The sequence below is a fragment of the Klebsiella sp. FDAARGOS_511 genome, from assembly GCF_003812845.1.
In the GTDB taxonomy this organism is placed as follows: Bacteria; Pseudomonadota; Gammaproteobacteria; order Enterobacterales; family Enterobacteriaceae; genus Klebsiella; species Klebsiella grimontii.
The window spans coordinates 1,545,194-1,560,641 of record NZ_CP033824.1 but is presented as its reverse complement, the minus strand read 5'-3'; the positions used below and the strand labels follow the sequence as shown (position 1 = coordinate 1,560,641).

14 protein-coding genes are annotated in these 15,448 nt (G+C 56.0%); 1 reads left to right on the top strand and 13 read right to left on the bottom strand.

Annotated features, from left to right (window positions below):
- Window positions 1-310 precede the first annotated feature (310 nt).
- The 6 genes from EGY08_RS08600 to EGY08_RS08575 form a co-directional block, all read right to left on the bottom strand.
- Window positions 311-1,675, bottom strand: coding sequence for an MFS transporter (locus EGY08_RS08600; protein WP_112165824.1), 1,365 nt, complete (start codon window positions 1,673-1,675; stop codon window positions 311-313).
- Window positions 1,676-1,685: 10 nt separating this feature from the next.
- Complete coding sequence (locus EGY08_RS08595) at window positions 1,686-2,504, bottom strand: sugar phosphate isomerase/epimerase family protein (RefSeq protein ID WP_123828405.1); 819 nt, start codon at window positions 2,502-2,504, stop codon at window positions 1,686-1,688.
- Window positions 2,505-2,566: 62 nt separating this feature from the next.
- Window positions 2,567-4,270, bottom strand: coding sequence for an FAD-dependent oxidoreductase (locus EGY08_RS08590; protein WP_049114705.1), 1,704 nt, complete (start codon window positions 4,268-4,270; stop codon window positions 2,567-2,569).
- Between the two features lie 10 nt (window positions 4,271-4,280).
- On the bottom strand, window positions 4,281-4,601 hold the full coding sequence (locus tag EGY08_RS08585; protein ID WP_004099512.1) for an NIPSNAP family protein: 321 nt from the start codon (window positions 4,599-4,601) through the stop codon (window positions 4,281-4,283).
- 13 nt (window positions 4,602-4,614) lie between these two features.
- Window positions 4,615-6,291: an FAD-dependent oxidoreductase gene (locus EGY08_RS08580; protein WP_123828404.1), complete on the bottom strand. Its 1,677-nt coding sequence runs from the start codon at window positions 6,289-6,291 to the stop codon at window positions 4,615-4,617.
- On the bottom strand, window positions 6,288-7,109 hold the full coding sequence (locus tag EGY08_RS08575) for a shikimate dehydrogenase family protein (RefSeq protein WP_004129772.1): 822 nt from the start codon (window positions 7,107-7,109) through the stop codon (window positions 6,288-6,290). Before EGY08_RS08575 ends, EGY08_RS08580 begins: the two co-directional genes overlap by 4 nt.
- A gap of 153 nt (window positions 7,110-7,262) precedes the next feature.
- Between EGY08_RS08575 and EGY08_RS08570 the strand changes: the two genes are divergently transcribed.
- Window positions 7,263-8,021, top strand: coding sequence for an IclR family transcriptional regulator domain-containing protein (locus tag EGY08_RS08570; protein ID WP_004129774.1), 759 nt, complete (start codon window positions 7,263-7,265; stop codon window positions 8,019-8,021).
- A gap of 35 nt (window positions 8,022-8,056) precedes the next feature.
- Here EGY08_RS08570 and EGY08_RS08565 read toward each other — a convergent pair whose 3' ends face one another.
- From EGY08_RS08565 to ampG, 7 genes are all read right to left on the bottom strand, one after another.
- Window positions 8,057-8,389: a hypothetical protein gene (locus EGY08_RS08565; RefSeq protein ID WP_004129776.1), complete on the bottom strand. Its 333-nt coding sequence runs from the start codon at window positions 8,387-8,389 to the stop codon at window positions 8,057-8,059.
- 278 nt (window positions 8,390-8,667) lie between these two features.
- On the bottom strand, window positions 8,668-9,555 hold the full coding sequence (cyoE, locus tag EGY08_RS08560; RefSeq protein WP_004129778.1) for a heme o synthase: 888 nt from the start codon (window positions 9,553-9,555) through the stop codon (window positions 8,668-8,670).
- Between the two features lie 11 nt (window positions 9,556-9,566).
- Complete coding sequence (locus tag EGY08_RS08555; RefSeq protein ID WP_004099523.1) at window positions 9,567-9,896, bottom strand: cytochrome o ubiquinol oxidase subunit IV; 330 nt, start codon at window positions 9,894-9,896, stop codon at window positions 9,567-9,569.
- Window positions 9,896-10,507, bottom strand: a complete 612-nt coding sequence (locus EGY08_RS08550) for a cytochrome o ubiquinol oxidase subunit III (protein WP_004099525.1) — start codon at window positions 10,505-10,507, stop codon at window positions 9,896-9,898. The genes EGY08_RS08555 and EGY08_RS08550 overlap by 1 nt, the downstream gene beginning before the upstream one ends.
- Complete coding sequence (gene cyoB / locus EGY08_RS08545; protein WP_004129794.1) at window positions 10,497-12,488, bottom strand: cytochrome o ubiquinol oxidase subunit I; 1,992 nt, start codon at window positions 12,486-12,488, stop codon at window positions 10,497-10,499. Before cyoB ends, EGY08_RS08550 begins: the two co-directional genes overlap by 11 nt.
- A 19-nt stretch (window positions 12,489-12,507) precedes the next feature.
- Window positions 12,508-13,455 (bottom strand): cytochrome o ubiquinol oxidase subunit II, encoded by a 948-nt coding sequence (gene cyoA / locus EGY08_RS08540; RefSeq protein ID WP_004129799.1) that lies wholly within the window; start codon window positions 13,453-13,455, stop codon window positions 12,508-12,510.
- A gap of 479 nt (window positions 13,456-13,934) precedes the next feature.
- Window positions 13,935-15,410 carry a muropeptide MFS transporter AmpG gene (gene ampG / locus EGY08_RS08535; protein WP_004129801.1) on the bottom strand — a complete coding sequence of 492 codons (1,476 nt, stop codon included), beginning with the start codon at window positions 15,408-15,410 and terminating at the stop codon, window positions 13,935-13,937.
- Between the last annotated feature and the right edge of the window lie 38 nt (window positions 15,411-15,448).

The following is a 15,448-nucleotide window of genomic DNA, read 5'->3' as shown; positions in this document are numbered from 1 at the left end:
TTTATTTCATTTCAATGTTTGTTTGGAATTTAATTTCTGTATATGCGAGGCGGATCGAAAAACCGTAAAAATTGAGCCGTAAATTTTTTGGCTACAGCTATCAAGTCATTCTGATTGATAAGGTTATTAAGTGTTTTTCTGAACGATATTTGATTTGTTTATTGTATGGGTTTAATGATTTTGCGCTGTGGTTTTGTGAAGTGAATCGATACTGCACGGTATTTTCATTTTTCATTATTCATTTAAATGAAATTAATTTTTCTTTTTTGGCAGGCGTGTTTTTGAAACACGCCTGCCTTAGCATCACCGTTTAAAATGTACTTCTGACGGGCGTGGTTGAAGCGGTGGCTTTTGCCGTCGGACCAGCCGCGAAAATACCTTTGGCCGCCAGCCCGACGACGGTAATCGCGGCGGGAATGCCAAGGATCAGGAAAACGCTTTCGAAGCTGATATTCAGCGCCAGCATTTCCGCTCCGGCAAAGGCGCTCAGGATCGCGCCCATGCGGCCAACACCGTGCATCCAGCTGGAGCCGGTAGCCCGCGCTTCGGTAGGATAGTAGCGGGCGGAGAGCGCGTTCATGCCGGTATTGGCGCCGTTTAAGCAGGCTCCGCTGATAAATGCCAGCAGGCAGATGAGCGCAAAGCTTGCCGCGGCATAGCCCATTGCCATCGTAAACAGGCCGCCAACCGCGTAAATCAGTCCGAGAGCCCGATGGGGGTTGATCCGGTCCATCAGCCAGCCTGCAAACAGCGAGCCGATGGTTCCGCCCGCCTGGTACATTGCGGTCATCACCGCCGCCTGGCCGACCGTTAAGCCGACTTCTTTTACCAGCGTCGGTAGCCAGCTACCGAGGAGATAGACCAAAAAAAGCCCCATAAAGTAAACCAGCCAGAGCATCATCGAACCGAAGCGATACTGGCGGGAGAGAACGATGCGCATGGCATTTGCCTGGACGGGCTGGGCCGGTAAGCTGAACTCTGCCTCATCGGGAATTTGTCCCGGATAGAGGCGCTGCATAATCCGCCGAATACGTTCAGCAGGCGCGCGCTTAACCACCAAAAAACGCACCGATTCCGGTAACAGCCAGATCAGGACCGGAGCGAACAGCAGCGGGAGGATCCCGCCAAGCAGCATCAGCGAGTGCCAGCCAAACTGCGGGATCAGCCAGGATGCAGAGAAACCGCCCGCTGCCGCGCCAAAGGTGAAGCCGCAAAAAATAATCGTAATCAGGAACGAGCGTTGACGCTCCGGCGCATACTCTGACACCAGGGTGCCGATATTCGGCATGGCGGCGCCTAACCCCAGTCCGGTCAGAAAACGAAAGACCATCATCTGCTCAATATTTTGTGAAAGGGCGGTGGCGATGGTCCAAAAGCCGAAGAAGAAGACGCTATTGATGATAATTTTCTTCCGTCCCAGCCAGTCGGCGAGGGGGCCGGAGAAAATAGCGCCCAGCGCCAGGCCTATCAGCGCGGCGCTGATGACAAAACCGAGCTCGTGGTTGCTTACTCCCCATTCCTGCTTCAGCGTTGGGGCGATAAATCCCATGATGGCGATATCAAAGCCGTCCAGCGCGATAACGCAGAAGCCTAAGAACACCACCAGCTTCTGAAAGCGGCTGAGCGGATTGGCGTTGATTAACTCCCTGACGTCCAGGCGTTGAGTCTGTGTCATGGGACTCTCCTTATGCGCAAGGGCGCAGGTAGGACTGCGCGGCGTTAAACAGCAGCTGAGCGCGAGCGAGCGCCGGCAGCGCCCCCCGAGCGCCGCTTAGCGGAACCTCGATGGATACCGGTAGCGTGGCCGGAAGCGCTGCCATCAGACCGTGCAGGTCGAGTCCGCCTTCACCGGGCACCTGGCGCGCGGCGCGCGCCTGGTAAATCAACTCTTGCTCGTTAGCGGGGGATTGCGCTAAGGCATCGCAAAGCTGCATATAGTTGAGGCAATTTTGCGGGAGCGTGGCGAGGGTCGAAAGGGATTCGCCTGCCCGCCAGAAGTGAATGGCATCAATTAAAATACCGATATCGCTGCGGCCACTGACGGCGATCAGCGCCTGGACTTCGGCGATGGTGCGCAGGTGGGTCCATGGCATAGGCTCCAGGTTCATGGTTAAACCATACTCCAGGCCGGCTTCGGCAAGTCGGGCGAGATTTTCCGCACTGCGGGCCCGGTTATCATCGTTGCCGGCGACTAAAACCTGCTTCGCGCCAAGGCGCGCGGCGGTATCAAGGAACAGCCTCAATCGGGTATTCAGGGCAAAATCCGGCGTCAGGCGGACAATCTCAACGTCGGAAACGCGAACGCCGGTTGCCATCAGCGCCGCCAGGGTATCGCGAACGGCGGGGGTATCGCCGAGCATGGCGTAATCCGGATCCGACGGGGTTGCGGGAAGCAGGCGCAGGCCAACGTGAGTGAAGCCGGCCTGGGCCGCAATGCGCACCTGTTCCGGTGGTGGGACATCAAGTAGGGTAAGCGCGGCGAGTGACAGGGTTCGCATGTTCATGAAGGACTCCAGTACAGTTGCAGGTTGTTGTTATGCGTATTGCCGTCCCTGGTGGAATGCTTTTACTGAGTTGTTTTATTTATATTTTCTGCCAGGTTTTTTCCGACCAAATAACCAAAGGTCATCGCCGGACCCAGCGTGATACCGCCGCTGGGATAGAATCCCCGCATCACGCTCGACATGTCGTTGCCGACGGCGAAAAGCCCCTGAATCGGCTGCTGCTGCGCGTTGAGAACCCGCGCATTTTCATCGGTGATTAATCCGCTGAAGGAGCCCAGCGAGCCGGGCAAAATGCGTACCGCATAAAAAGGCGCATGGCTGAGCTTCCCAAGCGTTGGGTGCGAAGAGCGACTGGCATCGCCCTGCGTGCGGTTGTATGCCGATGCGCCGCGCTGAAAATCCTTATCCTCGCCCTGGTCTACAAAGTCGTTAAACCGGGCGATCGTTTCCGTTAGCTGTTGCGGATTCATGGCACAGGCTTTTGCCAGCGCTTCCGGCGTTTCGCCCGTCTGCAGATATCCGGTCCTGCGCCAGGCCTCTGGGGTAAACGGGAAGGGGCGAGCATGGCCCAATCCGTAGCGCCGCAGCGCCCGGCTGTCGGCAATCAACCACGCCTGCGGCGTGTCGCCCGGCGGCGTCGCCTCCAGCAGCGCGGCAATAAAATCATGATAAGAGTCGGCCTCATTGGTGAAGCGTTTGCCGTTGGGCAACACGGCAATAAAGCCGGGTTTCGCGCGCTCAATCAGATGCGGAAAGGGGAGCTGCACTCCGCTGGCGAGGGTAACACGCGACACTGGCGCCCAGGCCATGGCGTGCCTGAGCGAATGATCAAACTGGCCGCCGACCGTTTCGCCGAGCCGAATGCCATCCCCCTGATTCCCCGGAGGCGCGGCGGAAAAGTGGCCGTAGCCGCTGGCGGCGTGCGGCACCTGTTCGGCCAGACGCTGCCTGTCGTGGGGAAAGCCTCCGCAGGCGAGGATCACCGCGCCGGCGCGAACCTCCAGCGCGCCGCTGTCGCTACGTACTATCGCGCCCGTAACGCCATTGTTGTCGGTGAGCAGACGTTCTACCGGCGCGTTAAGCTGAAAATTCACACCCGCATCCAGCGCCGAACGCAGGAGGCGGGCGACCAGCGCGTTGCCGTTAACCAGATGCTGTCCGCGGCCGGCGCGCAGCCGCTGCCAACCGTGACGCAGCAGGCGGCGGGTGGCGTACAGCGCCGAGCGCGCTGAGCGGGTGGCGTTAAAAAAGTGCGCCATATCCGTACCGCCGGCAATGCCCATCCCCGCGAGGCTGATGGTCTCCAGCGGAGGCCGCAGGCGATGTAGCCAGTCGCCCAGCAACCGCCCGTCAAAAGGCTGTGCCGTGACTGAGCGGCCGCCCAGCGCAGCGCCTGGCGAAGCATGAAAATCAGGCATTTTGCTGCCGGAGAGAAACTGCACGGCGGTGCGGCGGCGGAAAAAGTCGATCATCTCCGGTCCGTACTGTAAGTAAGCGAGCAGACGCGCATCGGCAGGCTCACCGTCCATTTCATGGCGTAAATAAGCGAGCGGCGCGTCGGGTTCTTCTTCAATACCCTCCTCACGCGCCAGCGGATTACGCGGGATCCACAGCCAGCCGCCGGACCAGGCGCTGGTGCCGCCAATGACCGACTCTTTCTCTGCAACAAGCACGCTGGCGCCGCCGAGCGCGGCGGTGACGGCGGCAGAGAGCCCCGCAGCGCCGGAGCCGACGACCAGAACATCCACGTTCATCTGCCCGCTCATAACTCTCTCCTTATTGCAGTGGTGAAAAATCAGTGGGGCGCAGAAGCACCGACTCCAGGCGCTCGACGGCGGCCAGCTCGCGGTTTTTGCGCGAGAACGTCAGCCAGCGTTCGTCCTGCGCCATACGCGCCCGACGCACCAGGCGATCGTCGAGGCTCTCGTAGGCCCAGATATGTACCACCTGATTGACCACGCCAATTTCGGTAAAGAAGAAACCGATGAGCTTACCGAGATGCTCGGTTTGCACGGCGTAAGCATCGCTTTTGTACAGCGCCAGCCAGTCGGCCATTTTCAACGGATTGATGGTGTAGGTGCGTTTTTCATAGATCATGATCTTCTCCTGTTTACAGTGCGTGTTGTTGCGCCATATGGCTGGCTGAGAGATAGCCGAAGGTGAGCGCCGGGCCGAGCGTAATGCCGGGGCCGGGATAGGTTCCGGCCATCATCGAATCCATATCATTACCCACGGCGTAGAGGCCTTTAATCGGTTCACCCTGCTGGTTAATCACCTGAGCATCGGCGGTAGTGACCAGGCCGCGTGAGGTACCGAGATCGCCGGTATAGAGGGTGACGGCATAAAACGGCGCGCGGGTCAGCGGAGCGTTACAGGCGTTTGGCCGGTGGCCAGGGTCGCCCATCGCTCGGTTATAGCTGTTGCCGCCTTTGGTGAACGCCGGGTCGAGGCCCTGAACGGCATCGCGGTTATAGCGAGCCACCGTTTCAGCGAGCGTATGCGGATCCAGCCCGAGCCGCTGCGCCAGTTCAGGCAGCGTATCGGCCTTATGCAGATAGCCCGCTTTCACCAGCGCGTCATTATTGACCGGGGCAGGGCGCGCCAGGCCGAGGCCGTAGCGCTTCATGGCCAGGGCATCGCAAATCAGAAAGCAGGGGGCATTTTCTGCCCGGCTTTGCATGGCGCTGGCGAAGTGGTGATAAGAGTTAGACTCGTTCACGAAGCGCACCGCGCGCTGGTTGACGGCAATCACGCCGGGTTTGGCGCGATCGGTGACCAGATGAGGGAAGCGCTCTTGCGTGCCGTCGGGATGCTGTAAAACCGAGACCGGCGCCCAGAAAAAGTTAGACGGCAGGTCAGCCCCTTCCCGTGCATTGACCGCGGCGGCAAGGCGCAGCGCGGCGCCGTCGTTGGCGGCGGGGGACATGGTGTAGTGCTCGCGGGTCTGGGGGCGATAGCGTTCAGCCAGCTTGCCTGCGGCAAAACCTCCTGCTGCCAGCACCACGCCGCAGCGGGCTTCAAGAGTCTGCTTTTGACCCTCGTGCTCAATTTCTACGCCGGTCACCTCGCCATTGTGTTCGCTCAGCGAAAGCACGTTGACGTTGAGCCTGAGCTGCATGCCTTTGCGAAAGGCGAGCGTCGCCATGCGGGCGATCAGCGCGTTGCCCATCGCCAGGCGGGTACCGCGATGGTACCTCAGGCGATCGCGACCGTAGCGCAGCAGCAGTCTGCCGCAGTGCGCGAACGCGCTAAGGGAGCGGCGCATATCGAGAAAGTGCTGGATATCAACCCGGTTAACCATCATCCCGCCAAACAGTAGCATTCCCGGTGGGGGAGAGCGGAGGTCGCGAAATTGCTCACCCAGCTCCCGCCCGTCAAACTCCACCACCTCCAGCGCCCGTCCGACATCAACGGCGCCGGGCTCATCCGGGTAATAATCTGGAGAGAGCGGGCGCAGGTTATATTTCACTGCCCCCTCTTTTTCCAGAAACGCCAGCGCCTCGCGTCCCGAAGCGATAAAGGCATCTACCAGATCCTGACGATAATGAGGCTCACCGATAATCGTCCGCAGATAGGTTTCGATTTCCTGCGGGCTGCCGCCTGCTGCTTTTTTCCGCGCCTGATCGCTGTCGTGGATCCACACCGCGCCCCCGGAAATGGCGGAGGTGCCGCCAAACTGCGGAGCTTTTTCCAGCATCAGCACCGACAGTCCTTTACAGCAGGCGGTCACCGCCGCGGCAAAGCCTGCGGCGCCGCTGCCAATAACGATGACGTCCCAGCTTTTCATGCCGCCGCTCCCTGTTCCTGCGCAATGGCGCCGATGAACTGCCCCATCAGTTTCATCTGCGCCAGCGCCATCTCCGGCCCGGTCTGGATCGTGCAGCCGCGATCCCGGGCGAAGTCGAGGAGCGGGGTGATAACCGGGGCGGTAACCACGTCCGCGACATGCGCTGATACCGGGAGTGTTTCCAGCAGCGTTTGCGGCAGCGGTAACGGATCGAAACCGGCCATTCCCGCCGGGGAACCGTTCACCAGCAAATCCAGGCCGTTGAGCGTAGCGGGCAGATCGGTAAGGTGAACGTGCGGAAAATGCGTCGCCAGTCGGTTATGAAGCAGCTGGAGCGTGGCGGGATTCTGATCATAAAGCGCCAGTTGACGGATGCCTGCTTCGCAAAGCCCCCACGCGATAGCGCTGCCGACGCCGCCGCAGCCGGAGAGCAGCCCCTTTTTACCGGCGGCGCTAAAGCCGTGCGCCTCTGCGGCAAGCTGAAAACCGACGCCATCGAGCATATCGCCCTGTAAACGGCCATCGGCCAGCTTACGGATGACGTTAATGGCATTGAGGTGCTGAGCTCGCGGTGTTAACTCGTCGACCAGGGCGGCGGCCCGCTGTTTGTGTGGAACGGTGACCAGCACGCCGCTCATGTTGTGCCAGCCGCGCAGCGTCTTCAGATAGTCAGCAACGGCTTCCGGTGCGATATCCACCGGGATCATGACGCTGTCCATCTGCTGGTCTGCAAAGTAGCGGTTGAAATTCTCCGGCGATTTAACCTGGGTAATCGGGTGACCGATGACGGCGACGACCTGAGTGAATCCACTGACCATTTCAAACCTCATTTTGTTAAATGAATGTTGTGAAAGTATTTCAGCGGAAGCTGAGAGCGACAACGCAGAATTCGACCATACTGGTTGTTAATCGCACCACTACTGCGATAATCGCACTAAACCGATCTAATTGTTGCGAAAGTGTGAACAAGTATGCAAAACCAGATTCATCCCCGCGATCTGATCGTCGGCCTGCAAAAGGGGCTGGCGCTGATCCAGCTATTTTCAAAAGAGCATCCGCGGCTCACCGTGCCGCAGGCGGCGAAAATGAGCGGCCTGACGCAAAGCGCCGCGCGGCGGTTTTTCCTTACCCTGCTGCACGAGCGCTACCTGCAAACCGACGGACGTTACTACTGGCTGACGCCCAAAGCGTTGAGGCTGGGGCAGGCGTATGTTGACTCAGCGCAATTCCCGCGCATGGTACGGCCGATCGTTGAGTACATCGCCAGCCGGACGGAAGAGCACGCTTCGGTGGGGGTGATAGATGATGATGAGCTGGTGTATATCGCCCGCAGTAAGCATACGCCGTTTAACTCGACTTCAGTACGCCTGGGGGAGCGGGTGCCGATTTACTGTACCGCTGGTGGTCGGCTATGGCTGGCGTCGTTAGCGGAAGCCGAGTGTGAGAATGTTTTGCAACGGATCAAACGCGAACAGCGCACGCCCTATACGGTAACCGACGTTACGACCCTGCTGGAGAAGATCGCCCAGGTGCGCCGCCAGGGATATGCCGCGATTGAGCAGGAGTTTGAAATTGGCATGCTAGTGCTGGCCGTACCGCTGTCAGACCGGGAAGGGATCTACTGGGGAGCGCTGAGCTTAACCAGCCATCAGTCCAGAACCTCGATTGAGGCCCTGTGCCGCGATCATCTGGATTTGCTTTATAGCGCTCAGGCAATGCTGGTGGGGTAGTCAGAGAGAGGGCAGGTGGGTACCTGCCCGATGTATTATGCTTTAGCGGTGTCGATAAAGCCGTTCCAGTCTGCACCAGCGTTGTTCACGAATGTTGACCAGCTGTTTGCCGCGGTGTTGACAAAGCCATTCCAGTTATTGGCGCCGTTAGTAACAAAGGTATTCCAGTTGGTTTGACCAGCAACAAACTTGCCAATTTCAACGGTGCTGTCGATCACGAAGCTTGCGAATGCAGCTCCTGAGGTAGCGACAAAAGAGCTGAATCCCAGCCCGGAATTGACCACAAAATCGGTAAAGCCGGTTGCGGCGCCAACTAAATTAAAACCACCAGAAACGTACTCCATTTCGTTAAATGTTAATTCTTTCATTTTTATTTCCTTATTAAACGGGATAAGTGAGCACAAGCTCACCGCGAAAGACTAACACCGCTAAATAGAGATAAACCAGATGGTGTTCCGGCCAGGGCTATGATTTTTATATGATTTTTCTATGAACCTAATGAGTTGAGAAGGAAGGTAACTTCGATAGATATGAACGAATGGAGGGAGTTGATTTGCATAATATGAATCAGAAGAGTGAAGGGGGGATAAAGAAACGGCTCCCGGTCTTGCAAGCGGGAGCCGTTCGGCAGGTGCTGATTAGGGTTTTATCTAACCATAGTCAGTAAATTATGTGAATCCGGGACCATAAAGTCGACGGACATCATCACCGACAGTGCGGTAATGGCCACGATGGAAAAGACGAACAGCTTACGCGCCCAGACTTTATCATCCGCCACTTTGTAACCGCGCAGCGCCATTCCGAGCCACCAGACGCTCACTGCCGCAGCGACAACCAGATATTTGTATCCGGCGTAGCCGCCCAGAGAGAGCATCAGGGTCGCAACGGCGAAAGCGATGATGTAAACGGTGATATGGTTTTTCGCCACAGAAATGCCTTTCACTACCGGCAGAACAGGAATATTCGCCGCCTGATAATCCTTGAAGCGGAAAATCGCGATAGCGTAAGAGTGAGGCATCTGCCACAGGCTAAAAATAGCCAGCAGAATAGCGGCGCCGCTGTCAAAATCACCGGTCACCGCACAGTAGCCAATCACCGGCGGCGCAGCGCCGGAGAGAGAACCAATCAGCGTGCCGTAGACGGAGTGGCGCTTCATATACAGGCTGTAAACGCCGACATAAACCACAAACCCCATCACCCCCAGCCAGCAGGCGAGGGGGTTGGCGCCAAACCACAGCAGCATGAAGCCAGCAATACCCAGCAGGGTGGCGTATACCAGCGAAGCTTCTGGCGAGATCAGCCCTTTGACCAGCACCCGGTTTTTCGTCCGTTCCATCTTACGATCGATATCACGGTCGATATAGTTGTTGAAAACACAACCCGAGGCGACCACCAGGGATACTCCGAGGAGCGTCCAGATGAAAAGCGGATAGTCTATGTGGCCCTTTGAGGCCAGCAGGAAACCGCCAATCACGGAGATCAGGTTGCCAAAAATAATGCCTGGTTTCGTTACTTGCAGGTATTGCTTAAACATACTCGCCGCTCTTAGTGCATCATCATGTTGTAGTTCAGGTTCCACATAATCCAGATGGAACCGACGACTACGATAGCAATGATGATTACGGTGAAGATAAATGCGGTCAGGTTCCAACCTTCGTCCGATTTACTGTTCATGTGCAGGAAGTACACGAGGTGTACCACAATCTGCACAACTGCAGTGACCAGGATGGTTCCCAGAATAGCCGCATGCGATGCGGAGCCACTCATCACCATTGCAAACGGGATAACCGTCAGAATGATCGACAGGATGAACCCCGTCATGTAGCTCTTCACGCTGCCGTGAGAAGCGCCGCTATGATCGGTAGAATGACTCATTACATCGCCCCCATCAGATAAACAACAGAGAACACGCAGATCCACACGACGTCCAGGAAGTGCCAGAACAGACTCAGGCACATGATACGGGTACGGTTAGTGCTGGTCAGGCCACGACGAGAAACCTGTACCATCAGCACCGCCATCCAGATCAGACCAGAGGTTACGTGCAGACCGTGGGTACCGACCAGCGCGAAGAACGCTGACAGGAAGCCGCTGCGATCCGGACCCATACCTTCAACAATCAGGTGATGGAATTCATAGAGTTCCATTGCGATGAACCCTGCCCCGAAGAGGAAGGTCAGCGCCAGCCAGGAAACCACCTGGCTCTTGTTGTTTTTGTACATGGCGATAGCCGCCATGCCGTAGGTGATGGAGCTGAACAGCAGCAGCGCGGTTTCAACCAGAACGAACGGCAGTTCGAAAATATCTTTACCGGTCGGCCCGCCTGCCGTGCCGTTCACCAGAACGGCATAGGTCGCGAACAGAGTGGCGAAGATAATGCAGTCGCTCATCAGGTAGATCCAGAAACCGAATACCTTCATCGGTCCTGTATCATGGTGCCCGTGTTCGTGCGCGTGGGCGTTATGCGCAAGAGTATCAGTTGCCATTTTTCAGCCCTGCTTTGTTAATCTCATCGAAATGCTGATTTTCCAGTTTTTCGACTACTGCAACCGGCACGTAGTAATCCACGTCCTCGTCAAAGCTCTTAATAATCCAGGTCGCCAGAATGCCGACGAAGCTTGCAATCGCCATCCACCAGATGTGCCAGATCATTGCGAAACCAAACACCGTTGCGAAAGCAGCAATAACGATGCCCGCGCCGCTGTTTTTCGGCATATGAATCTCTTCATAGCCAGCCGGTTTCTTGTACGCGTCGCCTTTCTCTTTCATTTCCCAGAACGCGTCACGCTCGTGAACCACAGGAACGATAGCGAAGTTGTAGAACGGCGGAGGAGAAGAGGTTGCCCACTCCAGCGTACGGCCGCCCCACGGGTCGCCGGTCAGGTCACGGTTCTGCTCGCGATCGCGGATAGACACGTAGAACTGAATCAGCTGGCAGAGGATACCGCAGGCGATCAGCGCCGCACCGCAGGCTGCAACAACCAGCATCGGGTGGAACTGCGGGTCAATCTGCTGGCTCAGGCGACGGGTCATACCCATAAAGCCGAGCACGTACAGCGGCATAAATGCGACGAAGAAGCCGATGATCCAGAACCAGAAAGCGCGTTTGCCCCAGGTTTCGTTCAGGGTGAAGCCAAAGGCTTTCGGCCACCAGTAGGTCAGACCTGCGAAGCAACCGAACACTACGCCGCCGATGATGACGTTATGGAAGTGCGCGATCAGGAACAGGCTGTTGTGCAGCACGAAGTCTGCGCCCGGTACCGCCAGCAGAACGCCGGTCATACCACCTACGGAGAAGGTCACGATAAAGCCAATCGTCCACAGCATTGCTGAGTTGAAGACGATGCGGCCCTGGTACATGGTAAACAGCCAGTTGAAGATCTTAACCCCGGTTGGGATAGCGATGATCATGGTCGTAATACCGAAGAAGGCGTTTACGTTCGCGCCCGCACCCATAGTAAAGAAGTGGTGCAGCCAAACGATGAACGACAGAACGGTAATACACACTGTTGCCCATACCAGCGAGGTGTAGCCAAACAGACGCTTACGCGAGAAGGTCGCTGCGATTTCGGAGAAGACACCGAATACCGGCAGAACCAGAATGTACACTTCCGGATGACCCCAGGCCCAAATCAGGTTGATGTACATCATCATGTTGCCACCCATATCGTTGGTAAAGAAATGGGTGCCCAGGTAGCGGTCCAGGGTCAGCAGCGCGACGGTGACGGTCAGAATTGGAAAGGAGGCGATAATCAGGATGTTGGCGCACAGAGATGCCCAGCTAAACACCGGCATCTTGAACATGGTCATGCCAGGGGCACGCATCTTGATAATCGTTACGAAGAAGTTAATACCGGTAAGCGTTGTACCAATACCGGATAGCTGGAGAGCCCAGATCCAGTAATCGACCCCGACTCCCGGACTGTACTCAATTCCCGACAGCGGCGGATAGGCCAGCCAACCGGTCTGCGCGAATTCACCGACGCCCAGAGAGAGGTTAACCAGAATCACACCCACAACGGTGAACCAGAAGCTCAGGTTGTTAAGGAAGGGGAAAGCAACGTCGCGTGCGCCGATCTGCAGCGGAACCACCAGGTTCATCAGACCGATAACAAACGGCATCGCTACGAAGAAGATCATGATAACGCCGTGGGCGGTAAAGATCTGATCGTAGTGGTGAGGCGGCAGGAAACCTGCTTCCCCGGCCGAGGCCAGCACCTGCTGGCTACGCATCATAACGGCGTCAGCAAAGCCACGCAGCAACATAACGATTGCTACGATAACGTACATGATACCGAGACGTTTGTGGTCAACCGAAGTCAGCCACTCGTTCCAAAGGTAGGACCACTTACCGAAGTAAGTGATGGCTGCCAGAAGCGCCAGTCCCCCAATGATAATTGCAGCCACCGTAACCACAATAATGGGTTCATGGTAGGGCACTGCATCCAGTGTAAGTTTTCCGAACATCGTTTTCTTCCTCGGCCCCTTAGTGAGCGGTTTCCGCGTGGCTCATGTCCATGCCTTCCATTCCTTCGTGCGCTGCGTGCTCGCCCTCCGGTTGGGTCATATCCATGCTCTTACCGTGAGACATAAATTTGTTAACAACATCTTTAAACAAATCCGGTTTCACGTTAGAGAAGTATTCCACTTTGTTGTATTCGCTAGGCGCAGCCAGTTTGTCGAATGTTTCCATGGAGTCCATGGTATTCGCAGACTGTTTGGCTTTCGCTACCCACTGATCGAAGGTTGCACGATCCGGCGTGGCGATAGCTTTGAACTTCATTCCAGAGAAGCCCGGGCCGCTATAGCTGGCGGAGATACCGTCGTAAGTACCAGCTTCGTTCGCGATGAGGTGCAGCTGAGTCTGCATCCCGGCCATTGCGTAAATCTGGCTACCTAAACGTGGGATAAAGAACGAGTTCATCACGGAATTGGAGGTCACTTTGAAGTGTACCGGTACGTTCGCCGGGAAGGCGATTTCGTTGACGGTAGCAATACCTTGTTCCGGATAGATGAAGAACCATTTCCAGTCCATCGAAACGACTTCGATAGTGATGGGTTTTTCATCGTGAGCAAGCGGTTTGCTCGGCTCTAATGCGTGAGTTGTTTTCCAGGTCAGAACGGCCAGGAACAGGATGATCAGGATAGGAACCGTCCAGACCACGGCTTCAACTTTGTTGGAGTGTGACCAGTTCGGGCTATACTTCGCATCTTTATTGCTCGCACGATACTTCCAGGCAAATCCTACTGCCATCAAGACGGCTGGAATAACGACGATCATCATCAGGCCGAAAGCCGTCAGAATCAGAGAGCGTTGCTCCAGTCCAATCTGTCCTTTTGGGTCGAGGAGTGCAGAATCACAACCACTGAGTAATACAGTGCCTGCGATTAATGACATCCATCCCAAACTTTTATTGTATTTCCTAAGTCTCATTGAACGACCTCAATTCCACGGAATCTGGTGGCGCTTAAAGTGTACGGGCATTTTACGGGAAGGTTGCATTACTGTAAACATAGTTGGAGCTGTGTCTGTTCTATGTTAGCGGCTTCTGCTTGCCTTGTCACATATGTTACGGAGTGTGACATTATCGCTTGCAAAGCTTGATTTACGCGGGATTGATAACGAAAGGGATAAGAACCAGGGGGTTTATAAGAGAATGAGCATAACCATCTGCAAAACAACACAAATAATTAACAATTAATTATCAAATAAAAGACATCATAAAAGCGGAAAATAAAACCAGTAAAGCTGAATCGTTTAAATTATTTAAAGATTCGCATAAAAATTGTCAATAATTTCCAGAAATCTAAAACGCACAAAACAACAAACTCAGTAGCCTAAATATAAAATCGTTAATAAGACGTTATAATTACCCATGGTAATTACAACGTCCAATAACGTTTCTGTAACGATTAAATCAGCTCGGTTTTGCGTAATGCCAGGTAGTCAAGGAAAGCGCCGAGTAAAATACCCGCAACGGCGGTGAGTACGGCGATCTCCAGCAGGCCCGCGAGGAAGGAGAAATTGGTGTAATCCAGCGCGTTCAGCACCAGCAGCAGTAGCCATATCGCCAGCATCAGGCAGCCAACCGCCAGAATAATTAAGGCCAGCGCGTAGATCTGAGGAAAGAGCGTGCGCGGCATAAAACTCTCTGACCGCTGGGTGTGTTCCAGGGTACGCCTGCAAATTAACAGCAGCAAAATACCCGGCACAGCGGCAACGACGGAAAAGAGATAGAAGGCCGGCCAGCCGTGAGCCTCGACGAACCAGCCGGCGATGGGGCCGACGTAAACGCGCCCGACGGCGGAAAGCGCCGAGAGCAGGGCAAACTGGGTGGCTGAAAAGGATTTGTTGCACAGCGTCATCAGCAGCGCGACGAACGCCGCGGTGCCCATCCCGCCGCACAGGTTTTCGAAAAATACCGCCGTCGCCATGGAGAAAAGGTGCTTATCGGTAATGGATAGCAGCCAATATCCGGCGTTGGATACCCCCTGCAGCACGCCAAAAATCAACAGTGCGCGGAATAAGGTCAGGCGCTGCATGAGCACGCCGCCGTACAGGGCGCCGACAATCGTGGCGAACAGGCCGAGCGTTTTATTGACCATGCCCACTTCGCCGGCGTCGAAACCGACGCCGCGAATCAGAAAGGTGGTGGTCAGGCTCATGGCAAAAGCATCGCCAAGCTTATAAAGGACGATAAGCAGCAGGATAAGCCAGGCGTTATTGCGACCGAAGAAGTCTCGAAGCGGCGCGGCAACCGCCTGTTCCAGCGTTTTCGGCACCGGAATGACATCGCTGGGGTCCGGGGCCAGCAGCGTGGCGATAATGCAGGGGATCAGCAACGCGGCCATCAGCCAGTACATTCCCTGCCATCCTAGCCAGCGGTCGGCCAGCCATAGCGCCAGCCCGCCGGAAACCAGCATCCCCAGACGATAGCCCAGCACGCTGATTGCCGCGCCGGTGCCTCGCTCTTCCGCGGCCAGCACGTCAGTTTTCCACGCATCAAACACAATATCCTGAGACGCGGAGCAAAAGGCGATGACGACCGCCAGCGCCGCCATCCAGCGCAGCTGCGTGGAGGGTTCAAGGAATCCCATCGCCGCAATAGCAATCAGTAACAGAAACTGGGTTGCCAGCAGCCAGCCGCGACGACGGCCGAGAAACGGCGGCGTGTAGCGGTCCATCAGCGGCGACCAGAGGAACTTAAAGACGTAGGCCTGGCCGACGAGAGAGAAAAAACCGATGGTTTTCAGATCGATATTTTCAACGGTCATCCACGCCTGCAGCGTGCCTGAGGTCAGGGCGAGCGGTAATCCAGACGCAAAACCAAGGATCAGCAGGATCGCTGATTTTGGCTGCGTAAAAATGCGTAAGTAATGATTGGACATGTCTTGTTGTGCAGACCCGACGCGGGGCCGGGTCTGCA